The sequence below is a fragment of the Roseovarius halotolerans genome, from assembly GCF_900172255.1.
GTDB classification, from domain to species: Bacteria; Pseudomonadota; Alphaproteobacteria; order Rhodobacterales; family Rhodobacteraceae; genus Roseovarius; species Roseovarius halotolerans.
This window is the reverse complement of sequence record NZ_FWFU01000003.1, coordinates 506,215-524,039: the sequence shown is the minus strand read 5'-3', so window position 1 is coordinate 524,039 and position 17,825 is coordinate 506,215. Positions and strand designations below refer to the sequence as shown.

The 17,825-nt window shown below is 64.8% G+C and carries 15 protein-coding genes; 10 read left to right on the top strand and 5 right to left on the bottom strand.

Annotation, left to right across the window (positions count from 1 at the left end; all coding sequences use genetic code 11):
- Positions 1 to 164 precede the first annotated feature (164 nt).
- A complete protein-coding gene (locus ROH8110_RS13680; protein WP_245962855.1) occupies positions 165 to 803 on the top strand; it encodes a transglycosylase SLT domain-containing protein in 639 nt (212 codons plus the stop codon).
- A gap of 9 nt (positions 804 to 812) precedes the next feature.
- Here the strand turns inward: ROH8110_RS13680 and pepN are convergent, their stop codons facing one another.
- Positions 813 to 3,365 (bottom strand): aminopeptidase N, encoded by a 2,553-nt coding sequence (gene pepN / locus ROH8110_RS13675; protein ID WP_085818513.1) that lies wholly within the window; start codon positions 3,363 to 3,365, stop codon positions 813 to 815.
- A gap of 210 nt (positions 3,366 to 3,575) precedes the next feature.
- Between pepN and ROH8110_RS13670 the strand changes: the two genes are divergently transcribed.
- Positions 3,576 to 4,355, top strand: a complete 780-nt coding sequence (locus ROH8110_RS13670; RefSeq protein ID WP_085818274.1) for a gamma-glutamyl-gamma-aminobutyrate hydrolase family protein — start codon at positions 3,576 to 3,578, stop codon at positions 4,353 to 4,355.
- Positions 4,356 to 4,362: 7 nt separating this feature from the next.
- Here ROH8110_RS13670 and ROH8110_RS13665 read toward each other — a convergent pair whose 3' ends face one another.
- The 3 genes from ROH8110_RS13665 to ROH8110_RS13655 form a co-directional block, all read right to left on the bottom strand.
- Entirely contained in the window at positions 4,363 to 6,705 is a 2,343-nt protein-coding gene (locus ROH8110_RS13665) for a Hint domain-containing protein (RefSeq protein WP_085818273.1), read from the bottom strand.
- A 122-nt stretch (positions 6,706 to 6,827) separates the two neighbouring features.
- Positions 6,828 to 8,021, bottom strand: a complete 1,194-nt coding sequence (gene kynU / locus ROH8110_RS13660) for a kynureninase (RefSeq protein ID WP_085818272.1) — start codon at positions 8,019 to 8,021, stop codon at positions 6,828 to 6,830.
- Complete coding sequence (locus ROH8110_RS13655) at positions 8,018 to 8,383, bottom strand: MmcQ/YjbR family DNA-binding protein (RefSeq protein ID WP_085818512.1); 366 nt, start codon at positions 8,381 to 8,383, stop codon at positions 8,018 to 8,020. Before ROH8110_RS13655 ends, kynU begins: the two co-directional genes overlap by 4 nt.
- A 151-nt stretch (positions 8,384 to 8,534) precedes the next feature.
- Between ROH8110_RS13655 and ROH8110_RS13650 the strand changes: the two genes are divergently transcribed.
- The 8 genes from ROH8110_RS13650 (at position 8,535) to nusB (ending at position 17,003) form a co-directional block, all read left to right on the top strand.
- Complete coding sequence (locus tag ROH8110_RS13650) at positions 8,535 to 9,503, top strand: MBL fold metallo-hydrolase (protein ID WP_085818271.1); 969 nt, start codon at positions 8,535 to 8,537, stop codon at positions 9,501 to 9,503.
- Positions 9,504 to 9,543: 40 nt separating this feature from the next.
- Positions 9,544 to 9,996 carry a methyltransferase family protein gene (locus ROH8110_RS13645; RefSeq protein WP_085818270.1) on the top strand — a complete coding sequence of 151 codons (453 nt, stop codon included), beginning with the start codon at positions 9,544 to 9,546 and terminating at the stop codon, positions 9,994 to 9,996.
- A gap of 130 nt (positions 9,997 to 10,126) precedes the next feature.
- Positions 10,127 to 11,701: a Re/Si-specific NAD(P)(+) transhydrogenase subunit alpha gene (locus ROH8110_RS13640; protein WP_085818269.1), complete on the top strand. Its 1,575-nt coding sequence runs from the start codon at positions 10,127 to 10,129 to the stop codon at positions 11,699 to 11,701.
- A 13-nt stretch (positions 11,702 to 11,714) separates the two neighbouring features.
- Positions 11,715 to 13,148, top strand: coding sequence for an NAD(P)(+) transhydrogenase (Re/Si-specific) subunit beta (locus tag ROH8110_RS13635; RefSeq protein ID WP_085818268.1), 1,434 nt, complete (start codon positions 11,715 to 11,717; stop codon positions 13,146 to 13,148).
- A 311-nt stretch (positions 13,149 to 13,459) separates the two neighbouring features.
- Positions 13,460 to 14,740: a DUF3422 family protein gene (locus tag ROH8110_RS13630; RefSeq protein ID WP_085818267.1), complete on the top strand. Its 1,281-nt coding sequence runs from the start codon at positions 13,460 to 13,462 to the stop codon at positions 14,738 to 14,740.
- A 91-nt stretch (positions 14,741 to 14,831) separates the two neighbouring features.
- Positions 14,832 to 15,971: a 3,4-dihydroxy-2-butanone-4-phosphate synthase gene (gene ribB / locus ROH8110_RS13625; protein WP_176236616.1), complete on the top strand. Its 1,140-nt coding sequence runs from the start codon at positions 14,832 to 14,834 to the stop codon at positions 15,969 to 15,971.
- A 7-nt stretch (positions 15,972 to 15,978) separates the two neighbouring features.
- On the top strand, positions 15,979 to 16,524 hold the full coding sequence (locus ROH8110_RS13620) for a 6,7-dimethyl-8-ribityllumazine synthase (RefSeq protein WP_085818265.1): 546 nt from the start codon (positions 15,979 to 15,981) through the stop codon (positions 16,522 to 16,524).
- Positions 16,521 to 17,003 (top strand): transcription antitermination factor NusB, encoded by a 483-nt coding sequence (nusB, locus tag ROH8110_RS13615; RefSeq protein ID WP_085818264.1) that lies wholly within the window; start codon positions 16,521 to 16,523, stop codon positions 17,001 to 17,003. Before ROH8110_RS13620 ends, nusB begins: the two co-directional genes overlap by 4 nt.
- Before the next feature lie 21 nt (positions 17,004 to 17,024).
- Here nusB and ROH8110_RS13610 read toward each other — a convergent pair whose 3' ends face one another.
- Entirely contained in the window at positions 17,025 to 17,705 is a 681-nt protein-coding gene (locus ROH8110_RS13610) for a hypothetical protein (protein ID WP_085818263.1), read from the bottom strand.
- Positions 17,706 to 17,825 lie beyond the last annotated feature (120 nt).

Sequence of the window (17,825 nt, the reverse complement as noted above, 5' to 3'; positions counted from 1 at the left end):
GCCCCCGACGCCAACCTGTCTCTGCATTCCGGCGAAATCTGGGCGAGGCTTTGGTGAAGCTGGGGAATATGGAAGGCGAGGGCAGGATTGATCTTTCCCGCGCATCGGGTAACACTGACCGGATGACCCGATTTGCTGCCGTTTTGGGCCTTTTATTGTTGGTTTTGGCCGCCCCAGTCCTCGCCGGTTCGGACTCCATCGCGCCCGCGGTGACGGTCCCTGCGCGTGACGGCGAAATTCCGCGCACCAAATGGGAGCATGTTGCGGGCTCGACCCTGTGGACGCGCTCGGCGCTTTCGGCGCTCGGTCAGCAGGGGCGCGCGCTGGAACAGACCGTGCCGCGCGACATCGCCGACTGGTGTCCGGCCTATCCCGATTCAGACACGAAGGGGCGGCGCGCCTTCTGGGTGGGCTTCCTGTCGGCGCTCGCGGAACATGAAAGCACATTTCGCCCGCGCGCGGTGGGTGGCGGCGGGCGCTGGTTCGGCCTGTTGCAGATCCTGCCCTCGACGGCGCGCGGTTATGGCTGTCGCGCCGGCAGTGGCGATGCGCTCAAGCACGGGCCCGACAACCTGAGCTGCGCGATCCGCATCATGGCGCGCACCGTCGCGCGTGACGGTGTGGTGTCGCGGGGTATGCGCGGTGTGGCCGCCGATTGGGGGCCGCTGCACAGCGAGTCCAAGCGCAGCGCGATGATGCGCTGGACCCGCGCGCAGACCTATTGCCGCCCGATGAGCGAGGTGCGTCCGCGTCAGCGCCCCGCCGGGATCGGCTCCATCCTCACCATCGCCACGCAGGATTGATCCCGCGACTCAGGCACCGCGAATGCGGCTCAGCATCTCGGTCGTGTCACGGCTGAGGGCAGGGGTGGAAAGAACCCGGTCCAGTTCGGCGGCGACCAGCGCCTGGCGCGAATCGTCATAGCGTTTCCAGGTCTCGAAGGCCGAACACATCCGCGCCGTGGTTTGCGGATTCACTGGGTCGAGCCGGATCAGCCAGTCCGCCAACAGCCGGTATCCAGCGCCGCTGGCATGGTGGAACCCGGCCGGGTTGGCGGCCAGGGCGCCCAGCGTGGCGCGAAAGCGATTGGGATTCTTCATGTCGAAATCGGAATGACGCGTCAGACGCTCGGTCGTGGCGGCGGCCTCGGCGGGCTCTGCATGCAGGACCTGCATCATGAACCATTTGTCGATCACCAGCCGGTCGTGGCGCCACTGGTCGTAAAAGCGCGCGACCGCATCCTCGCCCTTGCCCGCCTGCAACAGGCACGAGAGCGCATAAAGCTGCTGTGTCATGTTGGTGGCGGTGTCGAACTGGCGCTGCGCCGCCGCGCCCCCGTCAAGGCGGCTGATCAGCCCAAGCGCCGCATTCGCCAGCGCCCGCGCGCCCGTTTGCTGCGCATCGGGGCGGTAGGGCTCGGTCACCTGGTATTGCGCATGAAGCCGCGCCGCAAGGTCCTGACAATGCTGCGCGCGCGCCTGGCGCAGGGTCTCCAGCGCCTCCCAGATCGCCTGCGGGTCGGGCGTGTGGCCGCGCTCATGCAGGGTCTGCGCCATGTCGTCCTGGCTGGGCAGGCCAAGTGCGAGAGCGCGAAACGCGGGGTCCAGCGCATCGTCCCGCGCCATCGCCTGCACCGCGTCCAGATAGGCGGCATCGGGCGGCGCGCCCGCGACGATCATCTCGCAAAGCCCCTCGCGCGCCAGCGCGCGCCCGGCCTCCCACTTGTTGAAGGGGTCGGTATCATGTGCCAGCAGAAAGGCGCGCTCGGCATTGTCGGTCTCGCGCTCAAGGATCACCGGCGCCGAGAAATCCCGCAGGATCGACGGCACCGGTTCGGCCGCCAGCCCGCTGAAGCTGAAGCTCTGGCGCGCCTCGGTCATCTCAAGCACCGTTGTTGGTACCACCTCGTCGCCATTGGGGCCAAGCAGGCCGACGGCAATCGGAATCACCTGCGGCAGCTTCTGATCTTGCCCCGGCGTAGGTGGCGTTTTTTGTTCAAATTCAAGTGTATATTCACCATCCTTAAAGTTTTCTGTGACCTTCAGGCGCGGCGTGCCCGCCTGTGAATACCAGCGCTTGAACTGGCTCAGATCGCGCCCCGTGACCTCCTCGAACACGGCCAGCCAATCCTCGATCGTGCAGGCTTGTCCGTCATGGCGCTCGAAATATAAATCCAGCGCACGCGCGTAATCCGCATCCCCCACCAGCCGCTTGAGCATCCCGATCACCTCGGCGCCCTTTTCATAGACGGTGGCGGTGTAGAAGTTGTTGATCTCGACGAAACTCTCGGGGCGCACCGGATGGGCCAGCGGGCCGTTATCCTCGCGGAACTGGCGGGCGCGCAGCGCGATCACGTCCGAGATCCGCTTCACCGGCGCGCTGCGCATGTCGGCGGTGAACTGGGAATCGCGATAGACCGTCAGCCCCTCCTTGAGGCAGAGCTGGAACCAGTCGCGGCAGGTGATCCGGTTGCCGGTCCAGTTGTGGAAATACTCATGCGCGATGATCGCCTCGATGCGCTCGAAGTTCGCGTCGGTGCTGGTCTCTGGGCTTGCCAGAACGCAGGAAGAGTTGAAAATGTTCAATCCCTTGTTCTCCATTGCACCCATATTGAAATCATCAACGGCAACAATGTTGAAAATGTCTAAGTCGTATTCGCGCCCATAGACATCTTCATCCCAGGTCATCGACTTCTTGAGCGCCTCCATCGCAAAGGCGCACTTGTCCTCGTCGCCAGGGCGGACCCAGATGTTGAGCGCCACCTCGCGCCCCGAGCGGGTGGTGAAATGCCCCGGATGATCCACCAGATCGCCAGCCACCAGCGCGAACAGATAGGCGGGCTTGGGCCAGGGATCGTGCCATTCGGCAAATCCGTCGCCCGACGACACCGGGTTGCCGTTGGACAACAGCACCGGCATATCGCCCTCGATGCGCACGCTGAACACCGCCATCACGTCGGGCCGGTCGGGGTAATAGGTGATCTTGCGAAACCCCTCGGCCTCGCATTGGGTGCAATACATCCCCGAGGACATATAGAGCCCCTCAAGCGCGGTATTCCGGACCGGGGCGATCTCGACCTCGGCCTCCCAAGTGAACGGTGCATCCGGCACCTCGCAGGTCAGCCCGCCCTCGACCAGATCCGGCGTGACCTCCGCGCCGTCAATACGTGAAGAAATCAGTTCAAGCCCCTCGCCATGCAGGAAAAATTCCCGCTCTCGGGATTCCGGGTTGGGGCGAAATGCGATCCGGCTCAGAACCCGCGTGCGCTCCGGGTCCAGCCGAAAAGTCAGCTCCACCTTGTCCACCAGATAGGCGGGGGGCGTGTAATCCGACAGGTGGATCGTCTGGGGCGCGGCATCTTCCATCGCGGGCGTCTCCATATGCTGGGCGATACGGCGCGACGGTAGGCCGATGCGCGCGGCTCTGCAATCCGATCCCGGCGGCGCGCGCCCCCGATGCCCGCGAAAGAGGCACCTTGCCGCCCTGCATGTGCGCGCGGGCGCTTGTGCGCCGATCAGCGTTTTCCTATCGTCGCTGACGCGGTATCACATGAGTGCAGCAACATCAGGATCATCATGACCAAACGCCCCGTCATCGGCATAATCAGCAACCGTTACCTTCTGCATGAGAACTACCCGGCCCATGCCGGGGGCATCATGAATTCCGAGGCGGTCGCCTCGGTCGCGGGCTGTATGCCGCTGCTTGTTCCGACCGACCCGCGTTTCGTCAGTGTGAACGAACTGCTCGACACCTGCGACGGCTTCCTGCTCACCGGCGGGCGCCCCAATGTCCATCCCGAGGAATACGGCGAAGAGGCCACCGAGGCGCATGGCGCCTTTGACCGCGCCCGCGATGCGATCACCCTGCCGCTGGTGCGCGCCTGCCTGGAACGTGGCCAGCCGGTGCTGGGGATCTGCCGGGGCTTTCAGGAAATGAACGTTGCGCTTGGCGGCTCGCTTCATCCCGAGATCCGCGATCTGCCTGGGCGCGACAATCACCGGATGCCCCCCGATGGCACGCTCGAGGAGAAATTCGCGCTGCGTCACGTGGTCAAATTCACATCGGGCGGTGTGTTCCACCGGCTGATGGGCGCCGAGGAGGTGATGACCAACACGCTGCACGGGCAGGGGGTCGTGAGGCCCGGTCAGGGTATCGTGATCGACGGCCATGCACCCGACGGCACGCCCGAGGCGCTCTATGTCGAAGACGCCAAGGGCTTTGCGCTCGCGGTGCAATGGCACCCCGAGTACAACGCCGCCAACGATCCGGTCAGCCGCCCGCTCTTTACGAGTTTCGGCGAGGCGACCCGCGCCTGGGCCGCAGGACGCGGCCAACCGGCGCTGCGCTCGGCCTGATCGCGCCTCAGCCCGCCATCGCCACGCTCTGCCCCGATGACGAGGCGGCCGCGAAACCTGCGCTATTCGGCCTTAGCAGCCGTGCCTCATGGGCGCGCAGGCTCTGGCGCGCGGTGTCGCCATAGGCGCTCACATCGGCGCGCAGTTCGGGAAACACCTCGAACATCTCTTCGCGCGATTGTTCGGAAATGGCGCTCAGCCCCATCTCGCCTGCATGAAAGCTCTCGGTTGCGGCGCCTTCGGCATAGATCACCTCGTGCCGGTCAAGCATCACATGCAGGTATGTGACAGCCCTGCATTCGCTGATGCGTACATCCACACCATCGACCAGGTGTTTCGCCGCAACCAGCACTTCGGATGTGCCAAACAGCAGCTCCGCCTTGTAGCCAGCAAACAGGATGCGGTGCTGTGGCGAGACCAGCAGATCGCGCTGCGCCCCGTCCATCACCGAAGCCGCCAACGAGATCGGGGCCGCCTTGCCTTGCCCGGCCACGGTGCTGCGGCCAATCCAGCGCACCGGCTGCAAGCCATTGTCGCGCGTCACCACCATGTCGCCGGGAGTCAGCGTTTCCACCGCGCGCTCGCCATGCTGCGTCAGGATGCGCGTGCCGGGCGTGAAACATATGATGTTCTCGATCTCCGAGAAGGTGACCACCGTTCCATCAGCCATGGTGAAGCTGCCCGACAGCCCGCCAGCATTGTCATCGGTATTGCTGAAGGTGATGTCGCTCTGCCCGATATCGGGCGTCAGCAAAAGGGTATCGCCGTTGGTTTCGCTGCCTTCGCCGCCGACGATCTCGATCGTGCTGCCGCCCGGTTCAGCCAGGTCGCCCAGGATGAACAGGTCATCTCCATCGCCACCCTCGGCCACGTCGCCCTCGGCCACGTGGATTTCGTCGTCGCCCGTGCCGCCATACATCGTATCCGCGCCGGTCCCGCCGATCAGCGTGTCGTTCCCGCCGCCGCCAAAGGCCACATCGTCGCCTGCGCCGCCCAGGATGCTGTCATTGCCCGCGGTCGTTCCCGGCCCGAGGATGAGATCGCTCGACGCAAGCTCTTCGGCGCTGCCGCCCGGCGGTGTGACGCTCGCGGTCAGAACCTGCCCGCCCGCGTTCTCCCACATCCGGACTTCGATCGTGTAGACCGTGTTTTCCTCCAGCTCGACCTCGCCCCAGCGGCTGGTCACGCCCTGATGGTAGTCGTTGTTGAGGAACGTCCCGGTCGAGCCGTCCTGATTGGTGAATGTCACCGGGTTGCCGTCCGCGTCGAGGATACGGATTGTCGAACCATCGTCGGACGCGGTCTCGAAACGGTAGGTGCCCGCATCGGACGCAAGCAGGCTCGACGTATAGATAACCCCGAAATCGTCCGGATCGGCGCCTCCGACCGCTGCCTGGCCCAGCCCCGACACATCGAAGCTGTCCGCGCTTCCGCTTGCCGCAAGCGTGCCTGACTCGATGTCGAACGCTTGGCCATTGGCCGAGCTGAAATCACGGGTATAGACTTCGTAATTCCATTTCAGCCCGGCACCGCCATCACCGACAAGCACATCTGCGCCGTCGCCGCCGTCCAGCGTATCGTCGCCCGCACCGCCCAACAGCGTGTCGAGGCCGATGCCGCCCTGCATCAGGTCGCTGCCCGCGCCGCCATCGAGCGAGTCGTTTCCGCTTCCGCCGTCGATACTGTCATTGCCCAGACCGGCCAGCACCGTGTCATTGCCGCCACCGGCCTCGATCGCGTCGGCATTTCCGCCACCCGGCGCGTCGTTGTTGTCGACCCGGTCCGAACCGGATGCCACCGGCTCGACATAGCTTGCGTCAATGAGGTCGTCGCCCGCGGTCCCGTCCACGACGCCGTCGTCGATCCCGATATCCTGCCGGTCATTGGCCATGTCGGCGTTGTTGTTGATCACGTTGCCCAGCGTGATCGATTCGATCGGTCGCGCCGTCAGGACCGCCACATCGCCATTGGCCGATGTGGGCGGGGCCAGGAACAGATCGCCAGACGTGGTCTGGGCGACGATCGCGGTGAAACTTGCCGTCGTCCCGTCAGTGTAGGTCACCGTGCCGCTATAGGCGGCGATCCCGTCATAGATGAGGGTTTCAAGGCCGTTGCCGATATCGGTCTGAAACGCATCGTTGGAGGCGCTGTTATTGGTATCGAGCGCCGTTCCCGAGCCACCGTTGTTGATGGTGGTGACGCGCGTGACGTTCTCGTAAAGCGGGTTGGATGACGATCCGAACACCGTGTTTTCGAGAAGCGATGCGCCCTCGGATTGCGCGCTGCCCTCTGTCGGATCGAGCACGATGGCCGACTGGCCAAGGTGAATCCAGTTGAATGTGGTTGGCATTGTTTTCGCTCGCCTCGGTAAACTGCCCATTCGGGCTTTTTTGTTTCCAAGACAGCATGTCGCCGGGATAAGGCCGGATCATATTCGAAACGGGACTTTTTCTGGGCAATCCGGAAGGCCGGTCAGGTCACGGCAGAGCGGGCCTGATAGGCGGGATCGTCCCACAGCCGATCTTGCATCACCCTTGCGATCACCGCCGCCGCGCGGTCGATATCCCCGGCGTCGATATACAGCGGCGTGATGCCGAAACGCATGATATCAGGCGCGCGGAAGTCGCCGATCACCCCTTGTGCGATGCAGGCCTGCATCGCCGCGTATCCTTGCGCAAAGCGGAACGACACCTGGCTGCCGCGCGCCTCGGGGTCGCGCGGCGAGGCCAGTTCCAGCATCGGGCAGCTGTCCTCGACTGATGCGATGAAGCGCTCCGACAGCGTCTGCGCGCGCGTCCGCAGCGCCTTCATGTCGACGCCGTCCCAGATATCCAGCGCCGAATCGAGCGCCGCCATCGCCAGCACCGGCGGCGTTCCCACCCGCATCCGCGCCAGCCCTTCGCCAGCGCGGTAGACCTGCTCGAAATCGAACGGCGCGGCATGGCCGAGCCAGCCCGACAGGGCAGGGCGGGCGTGATCCGCATAGCGCGGCGCCACATAGATGAAAGCGGGCGCACCGGGGCCGCCATTGAGGAACTTGTAGGTGCAGCCCACCGCGAAATCGGCGTCAACCCCGGCCAGATCGACCGGCACCGCCCCCGCGCTATGCGCCAGATCCCAGATCGTCAGCGCGCCCGCGTCATGGGCGCGCGCGGTCAGCGCCGCCATGTCATGCATCCGCCCGGTGCGGTAATCGACCTCGGTCAGAAGCGTCACCGCCACATCCGGGTTGATGGCATCCGCCACCTCCTCGGGTGCGACCACGCGCAATTCATAGCCCCGGTCCAGCGCCCCGATCAGCCCCTCGGCCATGTAAAGGTCGCTCGGGAAGTTGCCGCTGTCGCTCAGGATCACCCGCCGTTCGGGGCGCATCTCCAGCGCGGCGGCCAATGCCTGGTAGACCTTGATCGACAGCGTGTCGCCCAGCATCACATGGCCCGGCTCGGCCCCGATCAGCCGCGCGATCCGGTCGCCCAGCTCGGCAGGCTGCGCCATCCACCCGGCCTTGTTCCAGCCGGTGATCAGCATCTCGCCCCATTCGTCGCGCATCGCGCGCTCCATGCGTGCCCCCGCCGCCTTCGGCAGCGGCCCCAGCGAATTGCCGTCGAGATAGATCACCCCCTCGGGCAGGTGAAACATCGCCTTCGTGGCCGCGAAATCGCTCATGAAACCTCTCCGATCCCCAGTTCGGCGCGCGCCTTGCGGGTCAGTCGTGCCAGCGCCATGTCATATGACTCGCGGATATGCTCTGCCAGTGCCGCGTCGGGCAAGCCCGGATCGCCATGCACCTGAAGCCAGCTCATCCCGCGCGACGCAAGATAGGGCGCGGGGCGGATTCCTGGCTGGTCGTGCAGCACCTCGTAGGCCAGCCGCGTCACCTTGAACGTGTAGGCGTCGCGCCCCTCGTTCCAGCCCGCTATGGCAAAGACCTTCCCGCCCACCTTCCACACATCGGCGTTGCCCCATTGCACCACATGCTGCGCGCCGCGAAAGCCCGCGCAAAGATCGTTGAAGGCATCGCGCTCCATCATGGCGTTGCTCCCGGCATGTTGATACCGCTACCCTACAGCCTGGCCGCGCGCAGGCAAGGCGGCCGCAGGGGCTGTCCGTCGGCGCGCCCCCTAGACATTCACGAAGGTGAATGCGTAACATCGCGCCAGTTATTCAGGGAGGACACAGATGAAACCGATTCACGCCGCCGCCGCGGCCCTTGCGCTTGCCCTTTCGCCCGCGTTCGCCATGCCTGCGCTGGCCTCCGAGGACATCGCCGACCAGTATCCGCAATCCGAACTCTATTCCAAGCCGGTCGAATTCATCCCGCATGTCTTCTCGGCCATCGGCGCCACCGCGCCGCCCACCTACGAGAATTCGGGCCACAACAACAATCTCAGCTTCGTCATCACCGGCGACGGCGTGCTGGTGGTCAATGGCGGGGCCTCCTACCGCCTGGCCAAGGCGCTCCATGACGAGATCAAGTCGATCACCGACCAGCCGGTGAAACTGGTGGTGAACGAGAACGGGCAGGGCCATGCCTTCCTCGGCAATTCCTACTGGGCCGAGCAGGGGGTCGATATCCTCGCGCATGTGGATGCCATCCACGAGATCGAGGAAGAGGGTGATTTCGTCCTGCAGGGGATGCAGGGCTACAACCGCGACAAGGCCGAGGGCAGCTCGGTCGTCGTGCCCAATCTCAGCTTCGAGGATTCGACCACCATCGAGATGGGCGATGTCACCTTCGAGGTGCTGCATCTTGGTCCCGCGCATGGTCCGGGCGACACGCAGGTCTGGATTCCCCAATGGGGCATCGTGATCGCGGGCGACATCGCCTTTCACGAACGGATGCCGCCGATTTTCGCGGGCAGCTGTACAAAATGCTGGATCGAGACCTTCGATGGCCCCTTCACCGATCTGGGCGCCACTTACGTGATTCCCGGCCACGGCCACCCCACCAACATGGCGCAGGTCACGCGCTATACCTCGGATTACCTCAAGGATCTGCGCGCCAAGATCGGCGAGCATCTGGACAATGGCGGCAATCTGGCCGACGCCTATTATGTCGATCAGTCGAATTGGGCGCATCTTGACACGTTCGAGGAACTGGCCACCAAGAATGCGGGCCGTGTGTTCGAGGAAATGGAGTGGGAATGAAGCAGATCACTGTTTTGCAGCGCCGGGACGGGCTGGCTTGATGGGCAAATGGATCGACCTGCCGCCGGTCTGGCTTGCGGGGTTTCTCGCCGTCGCATGGGCGCAATCGGCCTATTACCCTGCGGGACTCGGCTTTGGCGGGGCATGGGCGGATTTCGCGGGCGGCCTGCTGATCGGGGGTGGGGTGCTTCTGATGGCGCTGGCGTTCTTTGAATTCCGCCGCCACCGCACCACGCTCATGCCGCATGAAACGCCCGAACGCCTTGTGCAAAGCGGGATCTTCACGCGCACGCGCAACCCGATCTATGTCGGGGATGCGCTGGTGCTTTTGGGGTTCATCCTGCGATGGGATGCGGTCCTGGCGCTGCCGCTTCTACCGGTTTTCGTCTGGGTGCTCGAAAAGCGTTTCATCGAACCCGAGGAAGACCGGATGCGCCGCAAATTCCGGATGGATTTCGCGCGCTATTGCGAGAAGACGCGGCGCTGGATTTGACCGGATGCGACATTCCTTGCATCGAAACCGATAGAAAAATGTGGAATAACCGGCGCCGACACTGTTTAAAGCCGGATGAAACGCCGCCCCGTGACCGGGGCCAGAGAACGCAAGAACGGGGGAGACGACCTTGAAGATCGGAACACCAAAAGAAGTGATGGAGGGCGAGGCGCGTGTCGCCATGACGCCCGAATCCGCGCTTCAGCTCCAGAAACTCGGTTACGAATGTGCCATCGAGGCAGGCGCGGGCAAGGCTGCGGGCTTTGCCGATGCCGCCTACAAGGAAGCGGGCGTCGAGGTGATCAAATCCGCCGCCGCGCTCTACAAGGCCGCGGATGTCGTCGCCAAGGTGCGTCCGCCCACCGACACCGAGGCCAAGCGCCTGCGCAAGGGGCAGCTTCTGATCTCGTTCTTCTGGCCCGCCCAGAACGAAGCGCAGATGCAGCAGCTTGCCGAAAAGGGCACGTCGGTCATCGCGATGGACATGGTGCCCCGCATCAGCCGCGCGCAGAAGATGGACGCGCTGAGCTCGATGGCCAATATCGCCGGCTACCGCGCGGTGATCGAGGCGGGCAACAATTTCGGCCGCTTCTTCACCGGCCAGGTGACGGCGGCGGGCAAGGTGCCTCCGGCCAAGGTGCTGATCGTGGGCGCGGGCGTGGCGGGCCTTGCCGCCATCGGCACCTCGACCAGCCTCGGTGCGATCACCTATGCCTTCGACGTGCGCCCCGAAGTGGCCGAACAGGTCGAATCGATGGGCGCTGAATTCGTCTATCTCGATTTCGACGAGGAAACCCAGGACGGCGCCGCCACCGGCGGTTACGCCGCGCCCTCCAGCCCCGAATTCCGCGAGGCGCAGCTGGCCAAGTTCCGCGAACTGGCGCCAGAGATCGACATCGTCATCACCACCGCCCTCATTCCCAACCGCGAAGCGCCGGAACTGTGGACCGAGGACATGGTGAAATCCATGAAGCGCGGCAGCGTGATCGTCGATCTTGCCGCGGAAAAGGGCGGCAATTGCAAGCTGACCGTTATGGACGACAAGATCGTCACCGATAACGGTGTCACGATCATCGGCTACACCGATTTCCCGTCGCGCATGGCGACCCAATCGAGCACGCTTTATGCCACGAACGTGCGCCACATGATGAGCGACCTCACCCCCGAAAAGGACGGTCAGGTCGTGCATGACATGGAAGACGACGTGATCCGCGGCGCCACGGTGGCGCATGACGGCGATGTAACCTTCCCGCCGCCACCTCCCAAGGTGGCCGCGATCGCTGCGCAACCGAAGAAGGAAGCGCCGCGTGAACTGACCCGCGAAGAAAAGCAGGCGCAGGAAATGGCCGCCTTCAAGCAGCAGACCAAGAACCAGGTCACGCTGCTGGCCGTCGGTGCGGTGCTGCTTCTGGGGGTGGGGCTCGTCGCGCCCGCCAGCTTCATGCAGCATTTCATCGTCTTCGTGCTCGCGGTCTTCGTCGGCTTCCAGGTGATCTGGGGCGTCTCGCACAGCCTGCACACCCCGCTGATGGCGGTCACCAACGCCATTTCCTCGATCATTATCCTCGGGGCGCTGATGCAGATCGGATCGGGGTCGTTCCTCGTGATCCTGCTGGCGGCTCTGTCGGTCTTCATGGCCGGGATCAACATATTCGGTGGCTTCCTCGTCACCCGGCGCATGCTTGCCATGTTCCAGAAATCGTAAGGAGCACAGGATCATGGATTATGGTTTCACCACCGCCGCGTATGTGGTCGCGGCAGTCCTCTTCATCCTGAGCCTCGGGGGTCTCTCCGGCCAGGAAAGCGCCAAGCGCGCCGTCTGGTATGGCATGGCCGGCATGGCGCTGGCGGTGCTGGCAACGCTGATCGGGCCGGGCTCGGGCCTGTGGCTTCTTTCGCTTCTGCTGATCGGCGGCGGCGGGGTGATCGGCGTCTACATCGCCAAGCGCGTGCAGATGACCGAGATGCCCCAGCTGGTCGCGGCGATGCACAGCCTTGTCGGCCTTGCCGCCGTGTTCGTCGGCTTCAACGCCGATATCGAACTGGGTCGCGTGCTGGCGATGGACGACACCGCCCGCAAGGGGCTTGAAGGCTTCGCCGCCGTTCTGGCCAAGAAAACCGGCGTCGAGATCGCGATCCTGCGGGTCGAGGTGTTCCTCGGCGTGTTCATCGGCGCGGTCACCTTCACCGGTTCGGTCGTCGCCTTCGGCAAGCTTGCGGGCAAGCTCGACACGGCCGCGCGCAAACTGCCGGGCGGGCATATGCTCAATGCGGGTGCGGCGATCCTGTCGCTGATCCTGGGGATCATGTATTTCAACGACGCCGGGATCTGGACGCTGGTGCTGATGACGCTGCTCGCCTTCTTCATCGGCTATCATCTGATCATGGGGATCGGCGGCGCCGACATGCCCGTGGTGGTGTCGATGCTCAACAGCTACTCGGGCTGGGCGGCGGCGGCGATCGGCTTCAGCCTCGGTAACGACCTGCTGATCGTGGTCGGCGCGCTGGTCGGCTCTTCGGGCGCGATCCTGAGCTACATCATGTGCAAGGCGATGAACCGGCATTTCGTCAGCGTGATCCTGGGCGGCTTCGGCGGCACCAGCGGCCCCGCGGCCGAAGTCGAGGGCGAACAGGTCGCCATCGAGGCCGACGGCGTCGCGCAGGCCCTCAACGAGGCCGACAGCGTCGTCATCGTGCCGGGCTATGGCATGGCGGTGGCACAGGCGCAGCAGGCGGTCAGCGAACTGACCCAGAAACTGCGCGCCAAGGGCAAGAACGTGCGTTTCGCGATCCACCCGGTCGCGGGCCGCCTGCCGGGCCACATGAACGTGCTGCTGGCCGAGGCCAAGGTGCCCTATGACATCGTGCTGGAGATGGACGAGATCAACGAGGATTTCCCGGATACGGATGTGGTCATCGTGATCGGCTCGAACGACATCGTGAACCCGGCCGCACAGGACGACCCCAACAGCCCGATCGCCGGTATGCCGGTGCTCGAGGTGTGGAAGGCCAAGCAGGTCTTCGTCTCCAAGCGCGGGCAGGGCACGGGCTATTCGGGCATCGAGAACCCGCTGTTCTACAAGGACAACACGCGCATGTTCTATGGCGACGCCAAGGACAGCGTGTCGAGCCTGCTGCCCAAGATCGACTGATCCTTTCGGGGGGGGCTGCCGCCCCTTGCGGATCGACAAGGGGCGCTCTTTCGGGGGCGCCCCTTTTCTTTTCAGCCCATGCGCCTGTGGCAGGGACCGCGCCGGGGGGCCAGCCCCCCGACCCCCCGAGGTATTTCTTGCCAGATGAAGGGCGGGCGGGGGCGGCGGGCGGCGGGGCGTGCTTTGCCCATCTCCTGTGCGGTATACCGCTGTACGCCGGTAAATAGCTGGTTTGGCAGGAAAAACCGGTTTTCCAATGCGGCCCGAACCGCTAGGTTGCACCTCGAACCGCCCCAAAGAGTGCGCGCCTCATGTCGCCGATCGAAGATCACCCACTGCGCTATCGCCTTGCCAATGAGCTGCATGCGCGCCCGTTCCCGACGATGCGCGCGCCCTCGACCGCGGCCTATCTCGCGGTCAAGCGGGCCGAAGGCGCCGCCGCACGGGATCGCGATGCGGACATGGCCCATCTGATCGCGCTGCTCGACCGGCACGGCGCGCCCCATCCGCAGCCCGGCGCCACGCATTATTTCGGGCGTATCGGGCGCCATACGCTCAAATGGGAAAGCCATACCGAGTTCGTCACCTACACCGCCTATACCGACGGGCTGAGTTCGCGCCCGTTCGATCCGCGCGATTTCGAGGTCTTCCCCGATGACTGGCTCTCGGAGGCGCCGGGGGTGCGGATGACGTCGGCGCTGATCCGCATCAGCCCCTGGAAGGACAAGGAGACCACCCGCGACGAGGTTGCCGAATGGTTCGTCGCCGAAAGCGTCGCGGTGGCACGGGTGCTCGATGACGCCGCCGTGGTGGCGGGGGATTTCCGCATCGATCCGGCGGGGCACCTGCGCTTTGCCGTCACCGTCGCGCCGGGCACCGGCGAGCGGCGGATCGGCAGGGTGGTGCAGCGCCTCTGCGAGATCGAGACCTACAAGGCGATGTCGATGTTGGGCTTCTCGCGCGCACGGGACATGAGCCCGCGCATGGGCGAGCTCGATGCCGAACTCAGCCGCATGATCGGCGACATGACGGGCGCCACCGCCAGCGCCGAGGAGACCTTGACGCGGCTGTTGTCGATCTCGGCCGAGCTCGAGGGGATGGTGGCGCATTCCTCGTTCCGTTTCGGCGCGACCGAGGCTTACAAGAACATCGTCGAGCAGCGCATCGCGGTGCTGCGCGAACAGCGTTTCGAGGGCCGCCAGACCTTTTCGGAATTCATGATGCGCCGCTACGATCCGGCCATGCGCACCGTCAATTCCGCGCAGGACCGGCTCAATGCCATGGCCGACAGGGCGATGCGCGCGGGCGAGTTGCTGCGCACGCGGGTCGATGTGGACCGCAGCGCCCAGAACCAGTCGCTCCTGGCCAGCATGGACCGGCGCGCCGACATGCAGCTGCGCCTGCAAAAGACGGTGGAGGGGTTGAGCGTGGTCGCGATCAGCTATTACGCCGTGTCGCTGGCGGGCTACATGCTGTATCCGCTGGCCGGTCCGCTGGACCTCAGCAAGGGGATGCTGATGGCCCTGGCGACACCGCCCGTCGTGGGCGCGGTCTGGTGGATGGTGCGCCGCATCCGAAAGCGGATGGACTGAGCACGAAGCCGACATCGCCTCTGGCCAAGCTGCGCCGCCTGCGGTATCTGCCCAGACGCAGAACCCAAGGGGAAAGCCCATGTCCGACACCATGCCCTTCGAGAAGCCGGGCGAGACCGAGCAAAGCCTTCAGGCGCATATCTCGCCCACCGAAGAGATCATCGCCGAGGCCCGCGCCGGACGCATGTTCATCCTTGTCGATCACGAGGACCGCGAGAACGAGGGCGACCTGGTGATCGCTGCCGAATTCGCGACCCCCGAAGCGGTGAATTTCATGGCCACCCACGGGCGCGGGCTGATCTGCCTGCCGATGACCGCCGAGCGGATCGGCCAGCTTGGCCTGCCGATGATGGCGGTCAACAACTCCTCGCGCATGGAAACCGCCTTCACCGTGTCGATCGAGGCGCGCGAGGGCGTGACCACCGGCATTTCCGCCGCCGATCGCGCCCATACCATCGCCGTGGCGATCAACGAACAGAACAGCGCCGCGCAGATCGCGACGCCCGGTCACGTCTTTCCGCTGCGCGCCCGTCAGGGCGGGGTGCTGGTGCGCGCCGGCCATACCGAGGCATCGGTCGATATCGCGCGCCTTGCGGGGCTCAAGCCCGCCGGGGTGATCTGCGAGATCATGAAGGAAGACGGCACCATGGCGCGGCTGCCCGACCTTGTGGGCTTTGCCGAAACCCACGGGCTCAAGATCGGCACGATCTCGGACCTGATCGCCTATCGCCACAAGCACGACAACCTGGTGCGCGAAGTGCGCCGCGATACCGTCCATTCCAGCCACGGCGGCGAATGGGAAATGCGCCTCTTTGCCGACCAGATCACCGGCACCGAACATGTGGTGCTGATCAAGGGCGACATCTTCGACGGCCAGCCGGTTCTGGCGCGCACCCACGCGCTCAATGTGCTCGAGGACGTTCTGGGCGTCGGCCTTGCCGCGACCGAAAGCGGCCCCACCGCCAAGCTGCCCCGCGCCATGCGCATGATCGCCGCCGAGGGGCGCGGCGCGGTGTTCCTCTTTCGCCAGCCCCGGCCCAGCCTCGCACAGGAACTGGCCGAGGATGACGGCCCGCGCACCATCAAGCAGACCGGCCTTGGCGCGCAGATCATGTCCAACATGGGGCTGCATGATCTGATCCTGCTGTCCGACAGCCCTGAAACCCGCTATCTGGGTCTTGATGCCTATGGCATCCGCATCACCGGCACCCGGCCCCTCAGCGAAGGATAGACGTTTCATGGCCGATACCGATTACACCCTGCCGCGCCCCGCATTCGACAAGCCCGTGAAACTGCTGATCGTGGTCGCGCCCTTCTATCGCGACATCGCCGACCAGCTGATCGCCGGCGCCCGTGCCGAGATCGAGGCCGCCGGCGCCAGCCACGATCTTGTCGAGGTGCCCGGTGCGCTGGAACTTCCCAGCGCCATCACCATCGCCGAGCGGCTCTCGAATTTCGACGGTTACGTGGCGCTTGGCTGCGTGATCCGTGGCGAAACCACCCATTACGAGACCGTATGCAACGACAGCTCGCGCGCGCTGACGCTTCTGGGTCTGCAGGGCCTCTGCATCGGCAACGGCATCCTGACCGTCGAGAACCGCGATCAGGCCGAGGCCCGCGCCGATCCCGCGCGGATGAACAAGGGTGCCGGGGCGGCCACAGCGGCCTTGCATCTGGTCGCGCTCACCCGTAAGTGGGGCGGCCGGCGCAAGGGGGTGGGCTTCATGCCCGCCACCGAGGAATACAAGCTGGCAGGCGAGCTCAAGGACAACCCCAAGGCATGAGTACCGACGACCAGAAGATTTCCGGCAACCAGCGCCGCAAGATGCGCTCGGCGGCGCGCCTCTATGCCGTGCAGGCGCTGTTCCAGATGGAATCGAGCCAGCAGACCGTCGACAGCGTGATCCGCGAATTCGAGGAATTCCGCTTTGGCGCGCATTACGACGAGGGCGACATGGCCGAGGGCGACCATGTGCTTTTCGCCCAGCTGATGCGCGACGCGGTGAACTGGCAGGCGACGATCGACCAGATGACCGACCGCGCGCTGGTGGCGAAATGGCCGATCGCCCGGATCGACCCGACCCTGCGCGCCCTGTTTCGCGCGGCCGGGGCGGAGATGACGCAATCCGATACGCCACCCAAGGTGGTGATCATGGAATTCGTCGACATCGCCAAGAGCTTCTACCCCGAGGGCAAGGAATCGAAATTCGTCAACGCCGTGCTTGACCACATGGCCCGCGAGGCCCGTCCCGAAGCGTTCTGAGCGAGGGGCAGGGCAGGGCGCTCAGATCAGGCCGTTGGCCTTCATCTGCTCGACGAGGCGCCGATAGTCCTCGCCACCAGACGTCCCATATTCCGAGATCGACCCGATCTTCTGCGCGCAAAGCGCACGCGCGGTCTTGAGCTGGGCGCCCGCCCCGGCCTGGTAGCAGCCGGGGTTGTCGGCGATCACGCCGCGGCAGTCGCTGATCGCGGCGCGCGCACGCGGCTTGTCGATGGCGCCCTCCTGATACATCTCGAAGGCGACATCCTGACAGGTGCGGAACTGTGCAATGTTCTGATCCTCGCAGGCATAGGCGGCCCTGCATTCGGCATCGCTCAGGTGTTTCCAGGGGGCACTCGCCCGCGCGCTCCGATCGGCCTCGTCGCGCAGGCAGGCCAGGTAATTCTCTTGCGCCTTCACAAGGTCGGCACCCGTCAGACTGTCGCCTGCGGCGTCTGAAATCATCGTGGACAACTTGCGCTGCACCGTGGCGTTGACCATGCCATTCTGACGCGTCAGCAAATCCGAGAGATCCAGCTTCGCTTCGGTTGACAACGCGACGCTCGATCCGGCGCTACAGGTTTCGATCCGCGGATCGACAGGGCGCAGCGCCCCAGATGACGCGCCGGGATCGGATTGACAGGCAGACAGGGCCACGCCAAGGGCCAGGGAGGTCAAAGCCAGGATCAGATTACGGAACATGAACACTCTCTCTTGATTGAACTCGGTTTCAGTGACGTCAATCTAAAGTGGATTCGTCGCTTGCGCCAAGTCGGCATTTCCATATCCGGCACGTTTCCCGAAGACGCGCGGCCTCGACAG

Coding starts and splice junctions, on each gene's coding strand:
- ROH8110_RS13670 (WP_085818274.1), top strand. CDS start 3,576: ATGACCAAACGCCCCGTCATCGGCATAATCAGCAACCGTTACCTTCTG.
- ribB (WP_176236616.1), top strand. CDS start 14,832: ATGCCCTTCGAGAAGCCGGGCGAGACCGAGCAAAGCCTTCAGGCGCAT.
- ROH8110_RS13645 (WP_085818270.1), top strand. CDS start 9,544: ATGGGCAAATGGATCGACCTGCCGCCGGTCTGGCTTGCGGGGTTTCTC.
- nusB (WP_085818264.1), top strand. CDS start 16,521: ATGAGTACCGACGACCAGAAGATTTCCGGCAACCAGCGCCGCAAGATG.
- ROH8110_RS13630 (WP_085818267.1), top strand. CDS start 13,460: ATGTCGCCGATCGAAGATCACCCACTGCGCTATCGCCTTGCCAATGAG.
- ROH8110_RS13620 (WP_085818265.1), top strand. CDS start 15,979: ATGGCCGATACCGATTACACCCTGCCGCGCCCCGCATTCGACAAGCCC.
- ROH8110_RS13655 (WP_085818512.1), bottom strand. CDS start 8,383: ATGGAGCGCGATGCCTTCAACGATCTTTGCGCGGGCTTTCGCGGCGCG.
- pepN (WP_085818513.1), bottom strand. CDS start 3,365: ATGGAAGATGCCGCGCCCCAGACGATCCACCTGTCGGATTACACGCCC.
- ROH8110_RS13665 (WP_085818273.1), bottom strand. CDS start 6,705: ATGCCAACCACATTCAACTGGATTCACCTTGGCCAGTCGGCCATCGTG.
- ROH8110_RS13650 (WP_085818271.1), top strand. CDS start 8,535: ATGAAACCGATTCACGCCGCCGCCGCGGCCCTTGCGCTTGCCCTTTCG.
- ROH8110_RS13635 (WP_085818268.1), top strand. CDS start 11,715: ATGGATTATGGTTTCACCACCGCCGCGTATGTGGTCGCGGCAGTCCTC.
- ROH8110_RS13610 (WP_085818263.1), bottom strand. CDS start 17,705: ATGTTCCGTAATCTGATCCTGGCTTTGACCTCCCTGGCCCTTGGCGTG.
- kynU (WP_085818272.1), bottom strand. CDS start 8,021: ATGAGCGATTTCGCGGCCACGAAGGCGATGTTTCACCTGCCCGAGGGG.